This window comes from Sphingopyxis solisilvae (assembly GCF_015475875.1).
Taxonomy (GTDB): domain Bacteria; phylum Pseudomonadota; class Alphaproteobacteria; order Sphingomonadales; family Sphingomonadaceae; genus Sphingopyxis; species Sphingopyxis solisilvae.
In genome coordinates, this window is the sequence record NZ_JADKYM010000015.1 from 59,413 (window position 1) to 81,362 (window position 21,950).

The following is a 21,950-nucleotide window of genomic DNA, read 5'->3' on the forward strand; positions in this document are numbered from 1 at the left end:
GCCGTCTCCCGGGGCTTGCCGCGCCGCAATCCCCGGGGCATGACGCCGCCATGTATCTGGTCATCGACAATGTTCTGACCGGCGAAGCGCTTGCCCGTGCGCAGGCCTTGCTCGCCGACGCCCCCTGGGCCGACGGCCGCGCCACCGCCGGCTATCAGTCGGCGGCGGTCAAACGCAACGAGCAGCTGCCCGAACGCCACCCCTTGACGCAACAGTTGCAGGAGATCGTCGAGGGCGGTCTCGCTGCCAGCCTGTTGTTCCAGTCGGCGGCGTTGCCGCGGCATATCTTTCCGCCGCTGTTCAATCGCTACGCCAGCGGCCATGATTTCGGCACCCATGTCGACAATGCCATCCGCCAGACGCCCAAGGGTGCCGCGCTCCGCACCGACCTGTCGGCGACATTGTTTCTTGCCGACCCGGCCAGTTATGAAGGCGGCGAGCTGGAGGTCGAGGACGGCAGCGCATCGCATCGCTTCAAGCTCGCGGCAGGGTCGATGCTGCTCTATCCGGCAACGACATTGCACCGCGTGACGCCGGTGACACGCGGCGCGCGACTCGCCAGTTTCTTCTGGGTCCAGAGCCTGGTGGCGGATGCGGGCCGCCGCGCGATCCTGTTCGACATCGACCTTGCTATCCAGTCGCTGCGTCCGCGCGTCGGCGACCAGGATCCGGCGCTGGTGACGCTCACCGGCGCGTATCACAATCTGCTGCGCCAGTGGGCGCAGCCTTAAGCGCTGTCGCGAAAGGATCGACCATGAAGGCAACCATCTGGCACAATCCCGCCTGCGGAACTTCGCGCAAGACGCTGGCGATCCTGCAGGAGACGCCGGGGATCGACCTGACCATCATCGAATATCTGAAACAGCCTTATACCGCCGACAAGTTGCGCCAGCTGTTCGCCGATGCCGGGCTGACGCCGCATGACGCGCTCCGCTTACGCGGCACCGATGCCGAGGAACGCGGGCTCAAGGATGCCGATGGCGACGCGGTCATCGCCGCCATGGCGGCCCACCCCGCCTATGTCGAACGCCCGATCGTCGAGACCGAAAAGGGAGCGCGTCTTTGCCGTCCGCAGGATGTCGTTCGCGAAATCCTGTAACACTCGACCGACCTCGTCGACCGGAACGATCGATTCGGCCAGCGCAATATCGCGCCCAAAGCAAAGGGCCGCGGACAAAGTCCGCAGCCCCCGCCTGATTCGAATCGCAGACCCGATTACGGGCTGGTCGGATTGTCGTCATCGGTCAGAAGTACGATGCCGACGATGATGCCGACGGCCGCCAGCGCGATCAGGATCCAGCTGGTTTCGCCTTCCAGTTCGCTCTGGCCTTCGACGGCCGAAGCGGCGCGGACGCTCTGCGCCGCCGATGCGGCCACCGGGGCCATCACCAACGACGTCGCAGCGAGGCTAACCGCCGCCTTCTTGAACAAATTCATATAAAACTCCCTGGTTCGAATAACTGACGAGGACGGGCGCGACTGTTGAACTAGTATATTGTTCCGCCGAAACATTTATACCGCAGGTATGGAACATTGCAACGCCGAAACGCGCAGCGCTCGCCGTGAAAAAGCGCCAGATCGGCGAAATTATCGGGTGGCGCCTACCCTGCCACGATCCGGCCGCTCGCAATCGCGAATCGCGTCACCGGCCCCGGCATATCGGCAAACAGTGCGGCTTCGGTGCCGGTGAGCCACGCCTGCCCGCCTTGATTCGCCAGCCGGTGATAAAGCGCGGCGCGGCGGGGCGGGTCCAGATGCGCCGCTACCTCGTCGAGCAACAACACGGGGCGTTGGCCCCGCGCGCGCGCCACGCAATCGCTGTGCGCCAGCACCAGCGACAACAGCATCGCTTTCTGCTCGCCGGTCGAACAGCGCGCCGCCGCGCGTCCGGTCGCCACGTGGGCGGCGACCAGATCGTCGCGGTGCGGGCCCGCGGTCGCGCGCCCGGCTGCCGCATCGATCCGCCGCCGCGCCGCGAACAGATCCTTGAGCGCTGCGGCACTTGACGGGACGGCGCGCTCCGCACCGTCGCTGTCGACCAGCGTCAGCAGCGGGCGGGCGAAGGGCGTGTCGGGTTGACGCGCCAGTTCGGCCGACAGGGCGGCCAGCATCTGCCGACGTCCGGCGTCGATCGCCGCGCCATGTTCGGCGAGCTGCGCCTCCAGACTGGTCAGCCATTGCGGGTCGGCGTGGCCGGGGTCGCCCAACAGCTTGCCGCGCGCGCGCAGCGCCGCCACGTAACGATTGCCGTGCTGGGCGTGGCGCGGGTCGAGCGCGAGGACGAGGCGATCGAGGAACCGGCGCCGGTTGCCCGCGGTATCGACGAACAGCCGGTCCATCGCCGGCGTCAGCCACAGCACGCCGAGCCACTCGCCCAGCGAGGCCGCGGCGGCCGCGGCGCCGTTGATGCGCACGACCCGCCGCCCCGGCTGCGCCGGTTCGATCCCGGTGCCGAGCGAGACCGGTGGCAGATCGTCGCCCGGCTGCACCTCGGCAAAGACCGCAAACCCGCCGGCCGCGCCGTCGCGGACCATCTCGGGCAACGCCGCGCGCCGCAGCCCGCGTCCCGGCGCGAGCAGCGAGATCGCCTCCAATATATTGGTCTTGCCCGCGCCATTGTCGCCGTACAGCGCGACGAGCCCCGGCGCGGCGACCAGTTCCGCCGCGGCGTGATTGCGAAAATCGGTCAGCGAAAGGCGGGCGATGATCATTGCGAAGGTCGCCTACTCCAGCGGTTGCCGTGATGCCAGCGCAAGCTCGAGCGCGATTTTTGCCGTCTAGAGGGAATTTTTCACAAAAACTGATACATTTTCCATTTGAAATATCGGTGTTGTCGCGAAAAATGGCGCTTAACCGCCAATGAACGAAATTGGCACGGTCCCTGCAAAAGTGTCGGCATCCACCGGAATGGTCCGGATGGCGGTTACAGGAAGGACAATATCATGGCTCATTTCAACATCGACTCGTTCAAAAGCTACGCCCTCGCCGCGGTCGCTTCGCTCTACGCTTCGGTCATGCTGTTCGGCATTGCCAGCTCGAACAGCCTGATCGCCTGATCGGCGGCGATGCTCAACAACGCCGGCCCGCCCGGGCCGGGATGGAAAGGACAGAAATGAAACAGGGTTTTCGCAAGAATCGTCGTGACGCCATGATCTTTGGCGTCTGCGCCGGAATGGCAGACCAGTTCGGTTTCGACGTCTTGTGGACGCGCGTCGCCTTTGTCGGCTTGACGCTGCTGGGCTTTGGCCTGCCGCTGCTGCTGTATCTCGCGGTCGCGATCCTCGCGCCCTAGGCAGCACGAAGGGCCGGACGCGTTCGCCACACGTCGCACCGGCCCGATCACATTCCCAATCGACAAGGGCTCACCGGCCACGCCGGTGAGCCCCTTAATTTTCGCGGGTCAACAGCCGTGCGGACGGAGCCGGACGATCGCCCGGCGCGCCTATTCGGCGCGGGCGGGGATGCCGGTCATCAGCGTGTGGAGCTCGCCCGCTTCCCACATTTCCATCATGATATCGCTGCCGCCGACGAACTCGCCCTTCACATACAGCTGGGGGATGGTCGGCCAGTCGGAAAATTCCTTGATCCCCTGCCGGATCTCCATGTCCTGCAGCACGTCGACGGTTTCATATTCGATCCCGAGCCGGTCGAGCATCGCGATCGCGCGCGAGGAAAATCCGCATTGGGGGAACAAGGGCGTCCCCTTCATAAACAGCAGCACGGGGTGGTCGGCGACCAGCTTGGCAATGCGGTCATGCGTAGATTCGGTCATCATGGTCTCCGGTGGCGCGGGCGCGCCGCAGTTTCAGCCTGTATGTCCCTATGAAGGGACGGCGGTCGTCAATTGCAAGGCATGAAGTTCGCCGCCCATGCGGCCGCCGAGCGCCGCATAGACCGCCTTGTGCTGCGCAACGCGGGTCATGCCGCGGAAGGCTTCGCTGACGACATGCGCCGCATAATGATCGTTGTCGCCCGCCAGATCGGTGATGACGATCTCGGCATCGGGAAACGCCGCCGCGATCATCGCCCGCAAATCGTCGGCGCGCATGCCCACCGGTTCAGCCCTGGCTGTCCATGAACTGCCGCCGCGCCTCGGCCGCCTTGTCGTTCAGCACCGCGCGGATTTCGGCATCGCTGATCTCGACCTTGGCCGCGGTCAGGTCGCCCGCGAGCTTGCGGATGACATCCTCGTCGCCCGCTTCCTCGAAATCGGCCTGCACGACCGCCTTTGCATAGGCATCGGTTTCCTCGGGCGTCAGCCCCATGCGTTCGGCGGCCCATTCGCCGACCAGCCGGTTGCGCCGCGCGGTGATGCGGAACAGCACCTCCTGATCGCGGGCAAACTGGGTCTCGAAGGCACGTTCACGATCGTCGAATCCGCTCATATCATCCTCTTGGCCGTGGGAAGCTGTCGCCTTGCAGATAGGTGGCGCGCTCCGCCGGTGCAAGCAGGCTGTGCCGCACATCACTTCCCTTTTTCGGGCGAAGGGTCTAGAAACGGTGACAAGGGAATGGGTCGTACCGCAGCAATGATGACTGCGCCATGCCGTAACTGCGTCGGCAGGGCGCCTCTGGCCTTGGGTTTGGGGGATTGGTGATGACCGTTCGACGTTCGTTTTGCGCGCCCGTGCTGGCGGCGCTGGCCCTGACCGCCCCGGCGACCGCGCAGGCGCAGGGGACCGACCCGACGCTGCGCGACAGTTTTTCGATCGGCGAGCAGGGCGGCGCGCTGTGCGCGGTCCAGGCCACGGTGCGCGACGCGGTGATCGACGGCATGTTCGACCGCGCCTGGGTCGTGCTGTGCCGCGACGCGAGCCAGCCGGTCGGTTATGTCCGCATGCTCCGCGCCGGCGCCGACGCGGCGCGCGCGCGCATCGACCGGGCGCGCGCCGGAACGATCAACTGCGCCGCCGACGGCAATTGTACGGTGCGCGACAGCGATATCGCATGGCAGACGCGGATCGAAACCGACGGCAACACTGCCTATACCGTCGAAGGTTTTGCGGCTTATGGAGACGCGCTCGATCTGGCGCTCGCATCGATCCGCCAGCGCAAGGTCGTCCCCGGCGTCATCAAGGTCGCGACGACCTCGGTCGGCGCCAATGACGGTTTTGCGCGCACGCTGGCCGGGACGATCGACGTCGACAAGGCGCTGGCCGAAGGATATCGCCGCAATCACAGCGGCGATTATGCCGAAGCCGCCGAATTTTTCGAGGCGCTGTCGCGCCGCGCGCTGGACGAACAGGCGGCCGCCGACATCGACCCCACCGAATTTACGCTGAACCGCGCCCTGCAACGATCGAACCTCGGCGAATTCGGCGAAGCCGAGCGGCTGTTCGGAGATGCCGAGGCGGTTCCGACCAGCGACCCCGTGCAGCTGCGCCTGCGCCGCAATTTCCGCGCTATCCACGCGCTCAACCAGCGCGATTACGACGGTGCAGCCGAGCTGCTGCAACGCCCGGTGCCGCCGCTGGCCGATGCCGTGACCGTCGATGGCGCCAGCATCACGCTGACCCCCGCGATCGTTGCCGGGGTCAACAGCGGCGCCAACGCCCGCGCGGTGCGGCAAAGTTCGGACCGCGAACGGCTGAGCCCGCTCGAGCGCGCGCAGATCATCGACGCGCAGGCGGTTCATCTGCTCGGCACCGTCGAGCGGCTGCGCGGCAACGGTGCCGCAGCGAAAGCCGCCCAGACCAAAGGGCTGGCCGATGCACTGGCGGTGCGCGAAGGCCGCGTCACCTCGATCATCCGCCTGCGTTCGCAGATGCTGGGCGAACTGGCGCTGGCCGAAGAGGCGCTGGGCGACATCACCGCGGCCGACGCGCGTTTCCTCGATTCGGTCAATGCGCTGGCGGTCGAATATCCCGAAACCAACGCGCTGGCCTCGGCGCGGGCGCGATACGCCGCCTTCCTGACCCGGCACGGCCAGGACGACAAGGCGATCGGAATTTACCGCGAGGTGGTGGCCGCGCTCGCGGGGTCGCAGCGCTCGACGACCGGCATGGCCAATATGATGGCGCCCTATTACCGCTTGCTGGCCGGTCGCGCCGCGAGTGATCCGACCGCCATCGGCGATTTTTTCGTCGCCAGCCAGTTGCAGATCCGCCCCGGGGTCGCCGACACGCAGGCGGTGCTCGCCCGCGAATTGTCGAGCGGCAGCAGCGAAGGCGCACGGCTGTTCCGGCAGGCGACGACGCTGAACCGCGACATCGAACGCGCGCGGATCGAAGACGCCCGGCTGGCCCAACTGCCGATATCGCCCGAGATCAACGCGCTGCGCGCCGACCTGAAGACCCAGATCGACAATCTGTCGTTCCAGCAGGCCGAAACCGTCGTCGCGCTGTCGGCGTTCCCGCAATACCGCGTGGTGGCACCGGGCAAGCTCGACCTGCCCGAACTGCAACAGGTGCTGCGCGCCGACGAAGCCTATCTGAAAATGCTGGTCGTCGGCGACGCCGTTTATGCGATGCTGATCGAGACCGGCGGCGCCCAGCTGTGGAAGTCCGACATCAGCGCCGCCGCGCTCGACACCGCCGTCGATACGATCCGGTCGACCATTTCGATCGTCGAGAACGGCCGCCGCGTAACCTATCCGTTCGACGCCGCGACCGCGTACAAGCTGTACGGCCAGCTGTTCGGCCCCGTCGCGGCGCGGCTGCCGTCGGTGCAGCACCTGATCTTCGAGCCCGACGGTGGCATGTTGCGGCTGCCGGTCAACCTGCTGATTACCGCCGACACGGGCCTTGCCGCTTATGAGCAGCGGCTCATCGACCCCAATGCCGATCCGTTCGACATGCGCCAGATGGCGTGGCTGGGCCGCACCAGCCGCCCGAGCACCGCAGTATCGACGCTGGCGTTTCGCAACGCGCGGCAGGCCGCACCGTCGCAGGCTGCAAACCAGTATTTCGGGCTGGGCGAGAATCTGCCAATCGACGGCAAAACGCTGCCCTCGCTCGGCACCCGCGGCGCCGCAGGTGCGGGGGTCGACAGCGATTGCCTGTGGGACGTGTCGCAATGGGCGCGGCCGATTTCGGCCGACGAGCTGGTGACGGCGCGCAACGCGATGGGGCGCGCGGCGGGGACGCTGCTGACTGGCGGCGCTTTCACCGACACGGCGGTCAAGAACCGCAGCGACCTCGGCGAGTATCGCATCATCCATTTCGCGACCCACGGGCTGGTCACCGCGCCGCGGCCGTCGTGTCCGGCGCGCCCCGCGCTCGTCACCTCGTTCGGCGACGGCGATTCGGACGGCTTGCTGACCTTTCAGGAAATCTTCGACCTCAAGATCAACGCCGATCTGGTGATCCTGTCGGCGTGCGACACCGCCGGCGCCGCGTCGGTGACCGCGACGCGCGAAGCCGGGCTGTCGGGCGGCGGCAACGCGCTCGACGGGCTGGTGCGCAGCTTTATCGGCGCCGGCGGGCGGTCGGTGATCGCGAGCCACTGGCCGGCGCCCGACGATTTCGACGCGACCAAGCGGCTGATCGGCGGGCTGTTCGGGACTCCGCAAGGCACCAGCGTCGCCGATGCGATGTGGCGGACCCAGCTGCGGCTGATGGACGATGCCCAGACCTCGCACCCTTATTATTGGGCCGGTTTCGCAATCATCGGCGACGGCAGCCAGCCGTTGCTGCATGGCGGCGGGGCGACGGCGGCGGTGACAATCGGCGAGGCGGCGGGCCGCGCCGCCCGCTGATCGCATGACCGAAGCCGACGCCCATCCTGCCGCGTCCCCCGTCGACGCGCCCGGCGAACAGCGCGCCGCGGTGCCGCTGCGCAAGCAGGTGCGGCGGCTGGTCATGCAGCTGGGGCCGTCGCGGATGGCGGCGACGATCCTGTTCCTGATCGTCGCGGTGCTGTTTGCGCGATTCAGCTGGCAGATGCCGCTGATCGATGCCGCCGAGCGGGCGCTGTACGACGCGCGCGCGACCTTGATGGCGCCGCATGTCGGCCAGGACAAGCGTATCGTCCTGATCACTTACAACGACGAAACCCTGTTCAACACCGGCATCCGTTCGCCGCTCGATCGCACGCTGCTCGCCAATGCGCTCGGCAATATCGACCGGATGGGGGCGAAGGCGATCGGCATCGATATCGCGTTCGATTCGCCGCGGCCCGACGACGAATTGCTGAAAACGCAGCTGCGCGCGATGACGACGCCGACCTGGCTCGCCTATGCCGAACAGGCGAGCAATCCGAACACGATCTTTTACGAGCAGCAGAAATTCCTTGAAGCGTTCATCGCCGCCGTCGCCACTGAAAAGACCAAACCAACGAGCGTCTTGTTCCGCACCGACGACGACAGCGTGATCCGCAAATGGCCCGACCGGCCAAAAGGCCTGCCGCCCTTGATGGCGAACGCGATGGCCCCGGTCGATCCCGCTTTTGCCGATTTCCAGGGCAATATCCGCTTCCTCGTCCCGGCGCGTGCTGCGGTGGGTCAGGAGGAGCCGGTATTCGCCAACATCCCGATCGACGCCTTTGCCGTGCCGATGGACGACGACATGCGCGCGGGCTTTGCAGAGCTGGTGCGCGGTCGCTATGTGCTGATCGGCGGCGACATCATCGACAACGACCAGTTCAACACGCCGCTCAGCCGCTTTGTCGATCCGATCACCGGCCAGCATGAGACGATGATCGGGCTGGAGGTCCACGCGCATATGCTGGCGCAGCAACTTGACAATGCCTGGTCGCGGCCGCTGCCGCCCGCCGCGCTGTGGACGCTGGCGGTGCTGGTCGTCCTCGCCGGCGGGCTGACCAGCCTGATCGACCTGCGCGCGCGCTGGGTCGCGCTGGCGTTCCTGGCGCAGATGGCGTTTTTTATCGCCTTTCCCTTCTGGGCGCATGGCCGCGGGATCGACACGACGACGCTGCCCGCCTTTGGCTGGGCGATCGGCTGGCTGTTCGGCTATGCCGCGGTCGGCACCGCGGCGCGCACCATCGGGTCGCGCCAGCGCGCCTTTGCCCAGTCGGCGCTCGGCAAATATCTGCCCGCCGATGTCGCGGCGCAGATCATGCGCGACCCCGACCAGCTGTCGCTGCACGGCGAGCGGCGCAACATCTTTTGCGTCTTTACCGACCTTGAGGGCTTTACCAAGCTCAGCCATGCGGTGACCCCCGAAACCGTGGCGCGGTTGCTGAACGAATATCTCGACCGGCTGTCCGACATCGTGCTCGAACATGGCGGCACGATCGACAAGTTCGTCGGTGACGCCGTCGTCGCCTTTTGGGGCGCGCCGCTCAGCCGCCCCGACGACGGCGAAAAGGCCGCCGCCGCCGCCTTTGCCATGTACCGCGCGGGCGAGCAGTTCCGCGTCGATCTGGCCGCCGACGATGTGCCGCCGATCGGCATGACCCGCGTCGGGCTGCATGTCGGTGACGCGATTGTCGGCAATTTCGGCGGCGAAGGGCGGATCCAGTACACCGCGCTGGGTGACGCCATGAATACAGCATCACGGCTGGAGGCGGCGAACAAGGCGCTCAGGACCGGCGTGCTGATCTCGTCCGAAGCGGCGGCGCGGTCGGAGCGCGACGATCTGGTGCCGATGGGGCGGGTGACGCTGCGCGGCCGCGCGCAGCCGGTCGACGTGCTGACCCCGCGCCCCGACCTGTCGGCCGACCAGCGCGGACGGATCGCGGCATTGGTCGCGGCGCACGCCGCGGGCGACAAAAATGCCTATGTGACCGCCGCCACAGCGCTGACCGGGGAATTTGGTCAGGATGCAGCCATCATGTTTCTGATAGAACGCCTGAACGATACCGAAAAAGGAGAAAGCTATGTCCTTTCCTGATCCCGCCAAGCGCCGTTTGGGCCTTGCCGCTGCGGCCGCCGTGATGGCGGTCGCCGTCGCTGGCTCCGCCGCCGCGCAATCGATGGTCGTCCGCTCGACCGGCCCCTCGGCCGCCAAATATCCGACCGGCGCCAAGCTGAAATCGACCGACCGGCTGACGCTCGTTTCTGGTGACAAGGTGGTGCTGATGCAGGCAGGCAAAACGCGCACGCTGTCCGGCCCCGGCACCTTTGGCGCCAACGCGCCGATCCAGACCAGCCAGTCGATGAGCGGCACGGTGACGCGGATGCTGGCCAAGGGGCCGACGATGCGGTCGCGCGGCGGGTTTTCGCGCGGGCCGGGCGACGTCGCCCCGGTCGAAGCGCGGGCGCCCAATTTGTGGCTGCTCGATTATCGCGAAGCCGGGACTTTCTGCGTCGCCGATCCGGCCACGCTGATGCTGTGGCGTCCGAATATGGAAGGCGACACGGCGCTGGAAATCGCGACCGCCGACAAAAAGGCGACCGTCGCGCTGGTCGATGGCGCCAATTTCCGCAAATGGCCGACCGATACCATGCCGGTGCAATATGGGGTCGATTACCGCCTGTCGGGCGGCGGGCTGGCGGCGCCGGTGACGGTGCGCTTTACCGCGGTCGACCACACGCCCGATACGCCCGAGGAATCGATCGACATGCTGATGACCAAGGGCTGTTCACCACAGCTCAACCGGCTGGTCGATGCCCTGTCGGAGAGTGAAGCCGGTTGAGACAGACGGATTCCGCCGGGCATTGAACCCGGCGGCGCCATCTGGTACCCAATTGCCAACAATCCGCCGGGGGACAGGCGGAATCTTTCCTTGGGTCGAACATGTGCGCTGCCGGTTTCCGGGAGCACATAGATAATTTTCGCACCGCGATTTCGCGGGCGCGTTCGTACTTGAGGGGTAGGGATGAAAACGGGGGACCACAGGTTTTTTGCGCGCGTTCGGTGCGGCAAGGCTATACGCGGTGCGCTGATCGGTAGCGCCGGGCTGTTCGCGGTCGCCTGGCACGGCGCCGCCGGGGCGCAGGCCACACCGCAAATCCCGACGCGCGAACAGATCCAGCCACCGGCGATCGCGCCCGCGACGCCCCCCGCCGAACAGATTGTGTCGGCCGACGACAGCATCGAGCGCGCGCCCTGCCCGCTTGCCAATCCCGAATTTGCCAATGTGCGGATCACGCTGCGCAGCGTCGAATTTTCCAGCGTGGAGGGCATCGATCCCGCGACGCTCGCCCCCAGCTGGGCCGATCGGGTCGGTCAGGATCTGCCGATTTCCGTGGTCTGCGACATTCGCGACCGCGCCGCGACGATGCTGCGCTCGCAAGGCTATCTGGCCGCGGTGCGTGTGCCACCGCAGACGATCAGCGACGGCGTGGTCCGGCTCGACATATTGGCCGCGCGGATGACGCGGGTCGAGGTGCGCGGCGATGCCGGACGCAACGAACGGCTGCTGCAACGCTATCTGTCGCGGCTCGACGATCAGCCGGTGTTCAACATCGTCGAGGCCGAACGCTATCTGCTGCTGGCGCGGGATATTCCGGGGCTCGATGCCCGGCTGACGCTGCGCCCCGGCAATGCGCCGGGCGAGGTGGTCGGCGAAGTCCTGGTCGCGCGCACCCCGTTCATTTTCGACACCAATATCCAGAATTACGGGTCGCGCGACGTCGGCCGCTGGGGTGGCGTGGCGCGGGTCCGCTTTGCCGGGCTGACCGGCATGGGCGACCTGACCACCGCCAGCTTTTATTCGACGCCCGATTTCGACGAGCAGCAGGTGGTGCAGCTGGCGCATGAATTTCGCGTCGGCGGCGAAGGACTGCGGATCGGCGCCAGCTATACCTATGCCTGGACGCGTCCCGATCTGGCGGCGTTTCCGATCAAATCGAAAACGCAGGTCGTCAACCTGTTCGCATCCTATCCGCTGACGCTGCGGCAGGCGCACCGGCTGACGATCGGCGGCGGGCTCGACCTGATCGACCAGGACATCGGCTTTGGCGGCGTAGCGCTCAACCGCGACCGGCTGCGCGTGTTCAACCTGCGCGCTGACGCGAGCTGGATCGATCCGGCATCGATTGCCGGTCGCGGCGGGTACAACCCAAGCGAACCGCGCTGGGCACTGTCGACGTCGCTCGAAGCCCGGCAGGGCGTCAATTTCCTGGGCGCCAGCGACGATTGCGGCCCCGGCGGCGGCGCCTGTTTCCTGCCCGGCGCGGTGCCGCTGACCCGGGTCGACGGCAAACCCGACGCCTTCCTGGTCCGCGCCAACGCGCTGGCCGAATGGCGCCCGCACAAATTATTCACCCTGTCGGCGGCGCCCCGCGCGCAATGGGCCAGCGACCCGTTGCTGGCCTATGAAGAATTTTCGGGCGGCAATTTCACCATCGGCCGCGGGTTCGACCCCGGCACGATCATCGGCGACAGCGGGGTCGGGGTGGCGCTGGAGGCGCGCTACGGCTCATTCGTCCCCGCCAATACCAAGTCGTTCGCCGTCCAGCCCTTTGCCTTTTTCGACGCCGCCTGGGTGTGGAACAAGGACGCCGCCTTTGCCGGGCTCAATCCCCAGAAACTCTATTCGGCGGGCGGCGGGATGCGCGTCGCCTATGGCGAAGTGGGGCGGCTCGACGTGACTTTGGCCGTTCCGCTCAACCGCGGCGGCTTTCTGGCCAACCGGCCCGACCCGCGCCTGCTGGTTTCGCTCACCACCCAGTTCGGCGTGAGGGCGCGCTGATATGTTTTTTGCTTCGAGGACCACCGCCATGCGCACCACCGCTTCGACCTCGCCCGCTCGCACCGGCAGGCAGCGACTGCTGACCAGCTGTGCTATTGCTGCCGGGCTCGCCGCACTGGCGATGGGCGGTCCGGCGCTGGCGCAGGTCGCGGGCAGCGGCAGCATCGTCAGCGGCACCGGTGCGATCTCACCGCCCGGACCCGGCGCCACCACCGTCACCACCACGACGCCGCAAGCGATCATCAACTGGACGCCGACCGATACGGCGCCGACCAGCGGCGCGATCGACTTTCTTCCGACCGGAAACACGCTCAATTTCGTCGGCACCGGTTCCTATACCGTGCTCAACCGCTTCGTCGACGGTTCGGGCGGCTCGATCGCCCGCCAGATTGCGCTCAACGGCACGGTCAATTCCTATGTCGGATCGACGACCGGTCCGCGCGGCGGCAATATCTGGTTCTATAACGCGGGCGGCATCCTGATCGGCGCCACGGGCGCCATCAACGTCGGCAGCCTTGTGCTCACCGCGAACGATATCAACACCACCGGCGGCCTGTTCGGTCCGGGCGGCACGATCCGCTTCAACGGCGCGGCGGGCAGCCAGTCGGCGATCACCGTCAACGGCACGATCAACGCCAATGTCGTCGGCAATCCGGGCGGCAGCTATGTCGCGCTGGTGGCGCCGCGCATCGTCCAGGCGGGCACGATCCGCGTCGACGGGTCGGCAGCGTTCGTCGCGGCAGAGCAGGCCGACATCCGCATCAACAACGGGCTGTTCGACATCAACGTACTGGTCGGGGCCGAAGGCGGCACCGTGATCACCCACAGCGGCACGACCACCGGCCCCGCGCATGAACAGGGCGACATCGACCAGAGCCGTATCTATATGGTCGCGATCCCCAAAAATGACGCGGTGACGATGCTGGTGTCGGGCCAGGTCGGCTATGACGACGCCGTTTCGGCGCAGACCGACCCCGACGGCGCGGTGGTCCTGTCGGCAGGCTATAACATCGTCAACGGCCAGATTGCGGGGAGCCCGGTCGGCAATGGCACGGCGAACATCACCGTCAATGACACGATTTTCCGCAGCGACACGACGGCGCGGGCCAGCGGCGCCTTTGTCGGCGGACCGCTGGCGACCATACCGCCACCGGGGGGCACCTTTGCACCGCCACCGCATCTCGGTCGCCTGATCGTTCAGGGCAACGGCACCTTTATCGGCGACCAGAGCGCCACGTTGGTCGTCCAGGCGGGGCAAGTGGTCGGCGCGACGGGCGATATTGTCGTTCGGTCGGCCGCGGGCGGCGCTGCGGCGGTGAATGTCGTCGGCGGCACCTTTGCGGTCCTCGGCGATCTGGTCATAGAAGCCGCCGGTGTCGCCAACAGCACCGGCGACAGTGAAGGCGGCGACGCGCGTCTGACGATCAGCGGCGGGAATGCGCTGGTGGGCGGTTCGGTCACGATCGCGGCCGACGCCACCGGCAGCGACTTCTTGACCGAGGGCTCCACCGGCGGCACCGGCCGGGGTGGCTCCGCATCGCTCGTGATGACCGGCGGTACGTTTACGGCGGGTGATATCACCGTCAGCGCCGACGGCGTCGGCGGCGGCGGACTTGGCGCGGGTGGTCTGGGTATCGGCGGAACCGCGACCATCGACCTGCTGGGCGGTACAATCGACGTGGCCGATCTCATCGCCTCGGCCAGCGGGACAGGCGGCCAGGGTTTTGCCGGCAACGACGGCGAGCCGACCAACATCATTCCGGGCGGCGTCGGCGGAGTCGGCGCGGGCGGGCAGGCGACGATCAACATTGATGGCGCAACTGTCCAGGCGGGGCTGGTTGCCGCCTACGCATCCGGTCGAGGGGGCGAAGGGGGCGCTTTCAACAATATCTTTTCCTTCAGCGGCGTTCCCGGCACCCCGGGCGACGGCGGCACGGGAACCGGCGGCAGCGCGGCCGTCAACGTCACGGGCGGCACGCTCGACACCAGCAGCCTGATTGTCGACGCGACCGGAATCGGCGGTCAAGGTGGTAGTTCGTTCTTTTCCAGCAGTTCGGGCAGCGCCACCGGCATAGGGGTCGGCGGTACGGGCGGCACCGGGCAGGGCGGGTCGGCGACGCTGGCGCTTGCCACCAATATCGATGCCGGGTCGATTCAGGTCGCCGCCCGCGGTCAGGGGGGTGCGGGCGGGTTGCACAATGTCGGGGGCAACGGTGGCGACGCCGGGGGCGGACTGGCACAAATGATCGTGACGGGGTTCAACGCCGGCCTGTTCTTCATCAACCTCGATGCTGGCGCGACCGGGGGCAACGGGGCAGCGGGGCGCGACGGCAACGGCGGCAATGGCGGCAGCGCGGTCGGCGGGACGGCCCGCGCGGTGGCCGGGGGAACCGGCGGACGGTTTGAAGCGCGCGGGATCGTCTTCACGACCGCCGGACGCGGCGGCAATGGCGGCGCCGGTGGACTGGCGCCCTTTGCTTTCGTGACCGCGGCTCCCGACGGCGGCGACGGAGGCAGCGGGACCGGTGGTGTCGTCGAACTGTTCGCAAGCGCCGGTGGCGTCATCAGCCTGACCCCCGGAAGCAGCGGGCCCCAGCCACTGGGAAGCAATGGTTTTGGTGGCAACGGCGGGGCGGGCGCCAACCATTTCGGCGCCGGGCGTCGGTCGGGTGATGGCGGCGATGCGGGCGCAGGGAGCGGCGGCGTCGTTCGGTTGATCGCCGATGGTGGCACCATCACGACCACCCAGGCGGTGACGGTTACGGTACAGGGTGTGTCGGGGTCCGGCGGTGCCGGGGGAACCGGATCCGGCGGCGCGACAAACGGCGCTGCGGGCGCCTCGGCCATCGCCAACACCGGCGGACGCGCCGTACTGGAGTCGGCCGGCGGGGGACTGATCTCGCTTGGTGACACGATCATCAACGCCAGTGGCGACGTTGCCGGACGCATCGAACTACGCACCGACGCCAGCCCGTCGAGCCGAATCGCCCTTACGACACTCACCGCCAGCGCGCTCGGCGAAGCCGCACCGACGGATGGCGACATCGAGGAGGCATTGACCGGCATTTTTGTTGCGGTCGATGGCGGCACCATCACCGCGACCGGCGATGTGACGCTGGAGACGGGAAGCGCAGTTGGCGTCCATGCTCGTAACAGCGGCAGTTTCACCGTTGGCGGCAACCTGTTGATCGACGCGGGCGAACGCTTTGACGTGCGCCATGATGCGCGAAGCGGAACCGCGCCGACGATCGGCGCTGCCGGTGACTTTACGATCATCGCGCCGCAGGGCATTTTTGGCACGCAGGGCAGCCTGCTCAGCGCGGGCGGCGTTTTGGCTCTGTCGTCCAGTGCGGGAGCAATCCAGGTCGATGCGCTCGATTCCGGCAACGATATTGTCATTGCCGCCGCGGGCGCGGTGTCGGTCGAACATGCCGAGGCGGTGAATGATTTCATCGCCAGCGGCGTCAGTTTCCGCACCGGGCTCAATTCGATCATCACCGGCGGCGATATTCTGGTCAACGCGCCGGGCGCCGTCGACCTGGGCAATTCGACCGCGGGCGGCCTTGTCCAGGCCACCGGCCAGTCGATCCTGTTCAACACGATCGGGGCTGGCGGACCGGTGTTCCTGACCGCCACCGGCAACACGGCGGGCGCCGAAGGGATCAGCGGCGGGTCAATCGATGCGGGGGGCGACATCGTCCTGAACGCCACACGGATCGGAATCACCGGAACACTGACGACGAACGGATCGCTGTTCGCGGTCGGCAGCGCCGGTCCGGTTTCCATCGCGCTGGCCGAGGTCGAGGACGATATTTCGATCTTTGCCGGCGGCGACCTGACCGGCACCTATAATGCCGAGGGCAATATCAGCCTGACCTCGACCGCCAACATCAACGCATCGGCGAATGCGACCGGTTTCCAGAGCTCGAGCAGCGGCCCGCCGATCGCATCGAGCGTACTGATCAATGCGGGCGGCGACGTCACTTTGAACGACAACAGCGCGACCGGCATGTTCGGCGTCAATGCCGGTGGCGCGGTCACGATGACCGGCGGAACGATCGGCGAAGACCTGCTGGTACTGGCGGGCACCACCGCGACGATCACCGGCGTCACGGCAGGCGACGACGTGATCATCAACGCGCCCGGCGGCATCATCGCCACCGGCGTGGTGACCACCGGCGCGGGGCGCGATGACCGGACCCTGATATTTGCACCGTTCAGCCCGACCGCACCCGCCACCTTCCAGATCGTCGGATCGGCGCCCGACCAGTCGAACATCGTGCTGACCGCGGCGGCGGGCGACATCACCGCCAGCAACCTGAACGCCGCTGCCAATCTGACCGCCACCGCGGCAGGGACGCTGTCGGCAACCGGGCCGCTCCGCGCGGGCGGCAATATTGCCCTGACTGCGACGGACGCGAACCTTGCCACGCTGATCACCCCTTCGGGCGACCGGTTAGACACGGTGAATGCGGGCGGCAATGTGACGATCGCCGTCACCGACGTCCTGACCGGCGGCGTCGTGCGGGCGGGCGGCAATGTCGGCATCACCGCGGGATCGACCGCCAACCTGCTGGAAATCGTCACCGCGGCGGGCAATGTCACGGTATCGGCAGCCGACGGCGTGGTGGTCGATATGCTGCGCAGCGGCGGCACCACCGCTTTGGCCAGCACGGACGGCGGAATTGTGGTGAACAGTCTGGACAGCGCCGGTGCGGTCAGCGCCGCCGGGCGTACGATCCAGATCGCCGGGCAGAACAATCTGAACTTCGCCAGTCTGACGACCACCGGTGGCGACGCCGACGTGCGCACCAGCGGCAATCTGTCGGTGACCACCGCCAGCGTCGCGGGACTGGCCGATCTGCGCGCGGGTAACGACCTGTCCGTCAGCCAATTGACGGCCGGCAACGTCAATCTCGAAGCCAACCGGGACATGACGCTGAACAACGTCACGACGGCCGGTTCGCTGTTCGCGAGCGCCGTCGGCATGGCAACCATCAACGGTATTGTCACCGGTCCCGAACTGTTCGTGAACTCGGGCGATATCACCATCGCCAGCACCGGTCGTATCGGGCAATTGGGAACGACCAATTCGGTGCTGGTCGCCAATATCAGCAACCAGAACCCGACCTTCATCGGCGGCACGGGTACGCGCAGCGGCTGGCACCTCGACGCCAGCGAAATCACCCGAATCTTTGGCGGTGACATCACGGTGCGCGGCGAACGGCTGGAGTCCTCGCAAGGGTCATCGGTCGGATCGTCGCGCAGCCCCGACGTTTTCGTCGAAGGCTTTACGATCAACGCGGCGCAGCAGCTCGGCCCCAACGGTACTTTCCTGATCAGCACCCCCGGGAAAATGCGGGTGCGCGGCGACGTGCGCTTCAACGGCATGACCGACAGCCAGTCGGTAAACCTGTTCGGGCGCGACAGCGTCGAGGTGATTTTGGGCAGCGGCTCGGTTCATCTGTCGGGCCAGTCGCCGGACCAGCTGGCGGGCAATCTGACGATCGAGGCCGACGATATCGCGATCGCGACGACGCAGGCGATCGCCGATATTGCGGCCATGACCTCGACCGCCGCAATCGACGCGCGGCTGGCGCAGAATGACGGCATCATCAGTGACATCGGCGCGCTGGCAGCCAACCGCATCACGCTGAACCACAATCTGGACGACAGCGTCTATATCCAGAACAGCGGCACCGGCACCGCGTTCGCCGACCGGCGCGGCATCACCTTTGGCCAGGGCGGGCTGTTCATCAACGGCCCGGGGAACCAGGACAGTCTGGTCATCAACGCCGCGCATCGCGGCGCCAGCGGCGCGCTGGTGACGGGTCTCGACGTCATCCCGCTCGTCAACATCAACGCGCCGACGGGGTCGAGCACGGTGGTCCAGACAGGATTCAACGCGCAATCGACGATCAACGGCTGTCTGATCGGCAATGTCGCCAGCTGCACCGCGCCGGTGCGGCCCAGCGAGGACAGCAATTTCCCCGTGCAGGACGTCATCGACGATCCGGCGGAGGACGAGGATGGCAACGGCCAGAGTCTGCCCGTGCCGCTGATCACGATGCGCGACCTCGATCCCCTGAGCGGCGAACCCTTGCTCGACGATCCGGTCACCGGCGCGGGCAACGACGATCTGTGGACGCCGACCGAGGGGCCGTAGCGGCGGCAACTCCTCCGCCGTCATTGCGAGCGAAGCGAAGCAATCCAGAGCGGTTTACGCCACCATGGATTGCCGCGTCGCTTCGCTTCTCGCAATGACGACGCAAGGAATGGCATTGAGGAAATCCAATCGGGTTGACGCCTCCCCCCGGCTCAAGGCATGGGCGCGGATATGACCGACGCCCCTGCCCCGACCGCGCTCAAGCTGTTCAACAGCCTGACGCGCCAGCTGGAAGAATTCCGGCCCGTCCATCCCGGTGAGGCGCGCGTCTATAGCTGCGGCCCGACGGTCTACAACTATCCGCATATCGGCAATATGCGCGCCTATGTCTTTGCCGACACGCTAGGGCGCACCCTGTCGTTCAAGGGGTATAAGCTCACCCATGTCATCAACATCACCGACGTCGGCCACCTGACCGACGACGCCGATGCGGGCGAGGACAAGATGGAGAAGATGGCGGCGGAGAAAGCGCAGTCGATCTGGGACATCGCGCGCCACTATACCGAGGCTTATTGGGCCGATGTGAAGGCGCTGAATATCCGTCAGCCCGCCCACTGGTCGATCGCCACCGACTATGTGCCGCAGATGATCGAGTTTGCGAAGGCGATCGCCGACAAGCATTGCTACGAACTCGAAGGCGGCCTCTATTTCGACACCTCCACGGTGACCGATTACGGCGCCTTGGCGCGCGCGAAAACCGAGGATGGCGAAGGCCGTATCGAGGAGGTCGAGGGCAAGCGCCACGCCGCCGATTTCGCGATCTGGCGCAAGACGCCCGCAGGCGAGACACGCCAGATGGAATGGGATTCACCGTGGGGCCGCGGCGCCCCCGGCTGGCATCTCGAATGCTCGGTGATGTCCGAAGCCCTGCTCGGCTTTCCGTTCGACATCCACACCGGCGGCATCGACCATCGCGAAATCCATCACCCGAACGAAATCGCGCAAAACCAGGCGCACAGCTGCAGCGACGCCAGCGGCGCGCGCATCTGGATGCACAATAATTTCCTGATCGAACGCAGCGGCAAGATGAGCAAGAGCGCGGGCGAATTCCTGCGCCTGCAATTGCTGATCGACAAAGGCTACCACCCCCTCGCCTACCGCCTGATGTGCCTGCAGGCGCATTATCGCAGCGAGCTGGAATTTTCGTGGGAGGGGCTGGGTGCGGCGCTGACGCGGTTGAAGCGGCTGGTGATGGCTATTGAAAAACTTAAAAGCGTAGATGACCCTTACGAAGGTTTCGGGGACTTTACCGATCCGTCGGAAGATTTCTGGACCGAACGCAATCGAGCCGAGCGGGCGAACCCGACCCATCGTTTTGCTGACGACATGATCCACCACAAGCTATCTAGAGCTTTCGCCAATGCGATTGGCGACGATCTAAATACCGCGATCGCACTGACAGTGCTCGAGGACGCAATCCAAAAGGGGAGCAATAATCTGCGCCATGAACTCGTTGAGCGCTTTGATGGCGTCCTTGGCTTAGGTCTATTGACGCTCGCCCGGTCAGATCTGCGCATCCGCCCCAAGGCGGCCACCATCACCGAGTCCGAAATCGAGGCCATCCTGACCCGCCGCAAGGAAGCCCGCGCGGTCAAGGACTTCGCCACCTCCGACAAACTCCGCGACGAGCTCATCGCCGCCGGGGTCGAGGTGATGGACGGCGACCCGCTCGGCTGGGACTGGCGGCTGGAGGCGTAGAATATCCTCCCCATCGACTTGCGATGGGGAGGGGGACCGCCCGCGCAGCGGGTGGTGGAGGGGCAACGACGGTGGGTCCAGACAAACCCGCTTCGACCATCCGCCGCGCCAAGCGGCTCCGCCGCCAACTCACCCTGCCCGAAACCCTGCTCTGGCGAATCCTGCGCGCCGCGCCCGGCGGCCACAGATTCCGCAAACAGCATCCGGCCGGCCCCTATATCCTCGACTTCTTCTGCGCCCGCGCCAATCTGGCGATCGAGGTCGACGGCATCGCGCACGATATGGGCGACAATCCCGCCCACGACGAACGCCGCGACATCTGGCTGCGCGCCAATCGCATCGACACGATCCGCATTCCGGCGTGCGCGGTGCTGGACAGCGCCGAAACCGTCGCGCAATCTATCGTAGACATCGTCGAAGACCGCCTGAGCAGCTTCGGCAAAGCCCCTCCGTCATCGCTTCGCGATGCCACCTCCCCATCGCAAGTCGATGGGGAGGATCGAAAGGATCGTTTATGACCAAAACCGTCACCGTCCTGTCCGGCCTGATCCGCCCGCTCGTCGAAAACCGCCTGCCCGAGTGGGTCGAGCCGCGCTTTTTCCAGTCAAAGGACGAGGCGATGGCGCTCGCGCCGCATGCCGAAATCGGCTGGTTCGACATGTATGACAAGAAGGACATGGCGGCGGTTATTGCCGCGGCGACGAAGCTTAAATGGCTGAACTCGATCTACGCCGGGGTCGACGGGATGCCGCTCGATCTGCTGAAGGAGCGCGGCACCGTCGTCACCAACGGCGCGGGGATCAACGCGATCACCATCGCCGAATATGTCGTGATGGGGATGCTGACCGTCGCCAAGGGATATCGCGAGGTCGTCCGCGCGCAGGAACGCCGCGAGTGGCTGATCGATTCGCCGGGCAAGGTCGAGCTGTTCGGATCGAAAGCGCTGCTGCTCGGCTATGGCGCGATCGGCAAGCTGATCGCGGAGCGGCTCAAGGCTTTTGCGGTCGATGTGACGGTGGTGCGCCGGTCACCGGGCGCGAACACGCTGACCCCCGACCAGTGGCGCGGACGCTTGGGCGATTTCGACTGGGTGATCCTGGCGGTCCCCGCGACCCCCGAGACCGACGGCATGATCGGAGCCGCCGAACTCGCCGCGATGAAGCCGACCGCAACGCTCATCAACATCGCACGTGGCAGCGTCGTCGACCAGGACGCGCTGGTCGCGGCGTTGGACAGTCAGCAGATCGCCGCCGCCTTCCTCGACGTGACCACCCCCGAACCGCTGCCCGCCGACGACCCGCTGTGGAGCCTCGACAATGCGCATATCACCATGCACCTGTCGGGCCGCGCGCAGGACAAGATGTTCGTGCGGTCGGCGCAGCGGTTTCTGGAGAATCTGGAGCGGTGGAACAAGGGTGAGGCGGTCGAGCCGCGGGTGGATTTGACGCTGGGGTATTGAACCAACCTCGGGTTCGTCATTGCGAGCGAAGCGAAGCAATCCAGGGCGGTTTACGCAGGCTCTGGATTGCTTCGCTTCGCTCGCAATGAC

General features: G+C 66.4%; 16 protein-coding genes. 11 read left to right on the plus strand and 5 right to left on the minus strand.

Annotated elements, in window-relative coordinates:
* Positions 1 to 50 precede the first annotated feature (50 nt).
* Together IR187_RS11665 and arsC are read left to right on the plus strand one after the other, a co-directional pair.
* Positions 51 to 731: a Fe2+-dependent dioxygenase gene (locus IR187_RS11665; RefSeq protein ID WP_194954781.1), complete on the plus strand. Its 681-nt coding sequence runs from the start codon at positions 51 to 53 to the stop codon at positions 729 to 731.
* A gap of 23 nt (positions 732 to 754) precedes the next feature.
* Entirely contained in the window at positions 755 to 1,099 is a 345-nt protein-coding gene (gene arsC / locus IR187_RS11670; RefSeq protein ID WP_194954782.1) for an arsenate reductase (glutaredoxin), read from the plus strand.
* A gap of 116 nt (positions 1,100 to 1,215) precedes the next feature.
* On the opposite strand, the gene IR187_RS11675 is transcribed toward arsC, so the two are convergent.
* Both IR187_RS11675 and recF read right to left on the minus strand, forming a co-directional pair.
* Entirely contained in the window at positions 1,216 to 1,437 is a 222-nt protein-coding gene (locus IR187_RS11675) for a hypothetical protein (RefSeq protein ID WP_194954783.1), read from the minus strand.
* Positions 1,438 to 1,601: 164 nt separating this feature from the next.
* On the minus strand, positions 1,602 to 2,711 hold the full coding sequence (recF, locus tag IR187_RS11680; protein WP_194954784.1) for a DNA replication/repair protein RecF: 1,110 nt from the start codon (positions 2,709 to 2,711) through the stop codon (positions 1,602 to 1,604).
* Positions 2,712 to 3,112: 401 nt separating this feature from the next.
* On the opposite strand from recF, the gene IR187_RS11685 reads away from it, so the two are divergent.
* On the plus strand, positions 3,113 to 3,292 hold the full coding sequence (locus IR187_RS11685) for a PspC domain-containing protein (RefSeq protein WP_194954785.1): 180 nt from the start codon (positions 3,113 to 3,115) through the stop codon (positions 3,290 to 3,292).
* Positions 3,293 to 3,442: 150 nt separating this feature from the next.
* Here IR187_RS11685 and grxD read toward each other — a convergent pair whose 3' ends face one another.
* Genes grxD through IR187_RS11700 form a run of 3 tightly spaced genes read right to left on the minus strand, consistent with a single transcriptional unit; the run spans position 3,443 to position 4,385 of the window.
* Complete coding sequence (gene grxD / locus IR187_RS11690) at positions 3,443 to 3,772, minus strand: Grx4 family monothiol glutaredoxin (RefSeq protein ID WP_194954786.1); 330 nt, start codon at positions 3,770 to 3,772, stop codon at positions 3,443 to 3,445.
* A gap of 48 nt (positions 3,773 to 3,820) precedes the next feature.
* Positions 3,821 to 4,048 (minus strand): BolA/IbaG family iron-sulfur metabolism protein, encoded by a 228-nt coding sequence (locus tag IR187_RS11695; protein ID WP_228765882.1) that lies wholly within the window; start codon positions 4,046 to 4,048, stop codon positions 3,821 to 3,823.
* A gap of 10 nt (positions 4,049 to 4,058) precedes the next feature.
* Positions 4,059 to 4,385 (minus strand): DUF1476 domain-containing protein, encoded by a 327-nt coding sequence (locus IR187_RS11700; protein ID WP_194954788.1) that lies wholly within the window; start codon positions 4,383 to 4,385, stop codon positions 4,059 to 4,061.
* Positions 4,386 to 4,597: 212 nt separating this feature from the next.
* On the opposite strand from IR187_RS11700, the gene IR187_RS11705 reads away from it, so the two are divergent.
* From IR187_RS11705 to IR187_RS11740, 8 genes are all read left to right on the plus strand, one after another.
* Positions 4,598 to 7,696 carry a CHAT domain-containing protein gene (locus tag IR187_RS11705; protein WP_194954789.1) on the plus strand — a complete coding sequence of 1,033 codons (3,099 nt, stop codon included), beginning with the start codon at positions 4,598 to 4,600 and terminating at the stop codon, positions 7,694 to 7,696.
* 4 nt (positions 7,697 to 7,700) lie between these two features.
* The gene (locus IR187_RS11710) at positions 7,701 to 9,791 is read left to right on the plus strand and encodes an adenylate/guanylate cyclase domain-containing protein (RefSeq protein WP_194954790.1); all 2,091 of its coding nucleotides are present in this window, start codon (positions 7,701 to 7,703) and stop codon (positions 9,789 to 9,791) included.
* Positions 9,778 to 10,536, plus strand: coding sequence for a hypothetical protein (locus tag IR187_RS11715; RefSeq protein ID WP_194954791.1), 759 nt, complete (start codon positions 9,778 to 9,780; stop codon positions 10,534 to 10,536). The genes IR187_RS11710 and IR187_RS11715 overlap by 14 nt, the downstream gene beginning before the upstream one ends.
* A gap of 183 nt (positions 10,537 to 10,719) precedes the next feature.
* Positions 10,720 to 12,537 (plus strand): ShlB/FhaC/HecB family hemolysin secretion/activation protein, encoded by a 1,818-nt coding sequence (locus tag IR187_RS11720; RefSeq protein WP_194954792.1) that lies wholly within the window; start codon positions 10,720 to 10,722, stop codon positions 12,535 to 12,537.
* A gap of 28 nt (positions 12,538 to 12,565) precedes the next feature.
* The gene (locus IR187_RS11725; protein WP_194954793.1) at positions 12,566 to 18,703 is read left to right on the plus strand and encodes a beta strand repeat-containing protein; all 6,138 of its coding nucleotides are present in this window, start codon (positions 12,566 to 12,568) and stop codon (positions 18,701 to 18,703) included.
* 171 nt (positions 18,704 to 18,874) lie between these two features.
* Positions 18,875 to 20,401, plus strand: a complete 1,527-nt coding sequence (gene cysS, locus IR187_RS11730; RefSeq protein WP_194954794.1) for a cysteine--tRNA ligase — start codon at positions 18,875 to 18,877, stop codon at positions 20,399 to 20,401.
* Between the two features lie 71 nt (positions 20,402 to 20,472).
* Positions 20,473 to 20,919 carry an endonuclease domain-containing protein gene (locus IR187_RS11735; RefSeq protein ID WP_324187687.1) on the plus strand — a complete coding sequence of 149 codons (447 nt, stop codon included), beginning with the start codon at positions 20,473 to 20,475 and terminating at the stop codon, positions 20,917 to 20,919.
* Positions 20,916 to 21,860: a D-2-hydroxyacid dehydrogenase gene (locus IR187_RS11740; RefSeq protein ID WP_194954796.1), complete on the plus strand. Its 945-nt coding sequence runs from the start codon at positions 20,916 to 20,918 to the stop codon at positions 21,858 to 21,860. The genes IR187_RS11735 and IR187_RS11740 overlap by 4 nt, the downstream gene beginning before the upstream one ends.
* Positions 21,861 to 21,950: the final 90 nt, after the last annotated feature.

Coding starts and splice junctions, on each gene's coding strand:
- IR187_RS11675 (WP_194954783.1), bottom strand. CDS start 1,437: ATGAATTTGTTCAAGAAGGCGGCGGTTAGCCTCGCTGCGACGTCGTTG.
- IR187_RS11725 (WP_194954793.1), top strand. CDS start 12,566: ATGCGCACCACCGCTTCGACCTCGCCCGCTCGCACCGGCAGGCAGCGA.
- grxD (WP_194954786.1), bottom strand. CDS start 3,772: ATGACCGAATCTACGCATGACCGCATTGCCAAGCTGGTCGCCGACCAC.
- IR187_RS11700 (WP_194954788.1), bottom strand. CDS start 4,385: ATGAGCGGATTCGACGATCGTGAACGTGCCTTCGAGACCCAGTTTGCC.
- IR187_RS11695 (WP_228765882.1), bottom strand. CDS start 4,048: ATGCGCGCCGACGATTTGCGGGCGATGATCGCGGCGGCGTTTCCCGAT.
- IR187_RS11665 (WP_194954781.1), top strand. CDS start 51: ATGTATCTGGTCATCGACAATGTTCTGACCGGCGAAGCGCTTGCCCGT.
- IR187_RS11740 (WP_194954796.1), top strand. CDS start 20,916: ATGACCAAAACCGTCACCGTCCTGTCCGGCCTGATCCGCCCGCTCGTC.
- IR187_RS11715 (WP_194954791.1), top strand. CDS start 9,778: ATGTCCTTTCCTGATCCCGCCAAGCGCCGTTTGGGCCTTGCCGCTGCG.
- arsC (WP_194954782.1), top strand. CDS start 755: ATGAAGGCAACCATCTGGCACAATCCCGCCTGCGGAACTTCGCGCAAG.
- recF (WP_194954784.1), bottom strand. CDS start 2,711: ATGATCATCGCCCGCCTTTCGCTGACCGATTTTCGCAATCACGCCGCG.
- IR187_RS11720 (WP_194954792.1), top strand. CDS start 10,720: ATGAAAACGGGGGACCACAGGTTTTTTGCGCGCGTTCGGTGCGGCAAG.
- IR187_RS11710 (WP_194954790.1), top strand. CDS start 7,701: ATGACCGAAGCCGACGCCCATCCTGCCGCGTCCCCCGTCGACGCGCCC.
- IR187_RS11685 (WP_194954785.1), top strand. CDS start 3,113: ATGAAACAGGGTTTTCGCAAGAATCGTCGTGACGCCATGATCTTTGGC.
- IR187_RS11705 (WP_194954789.1), top strand. CDS start 4,598: ATGACCGTTCGACGTTCGTTTTGCGCGCCCGTGCTGGCGGCGCTGGCC.
- cysS (WP_194954794.1), top strand. CDS start 18,875: ATGACCGACGCCCCTGCCCCGACCGCGCTCAAGCTGTTCAACAGCCTG.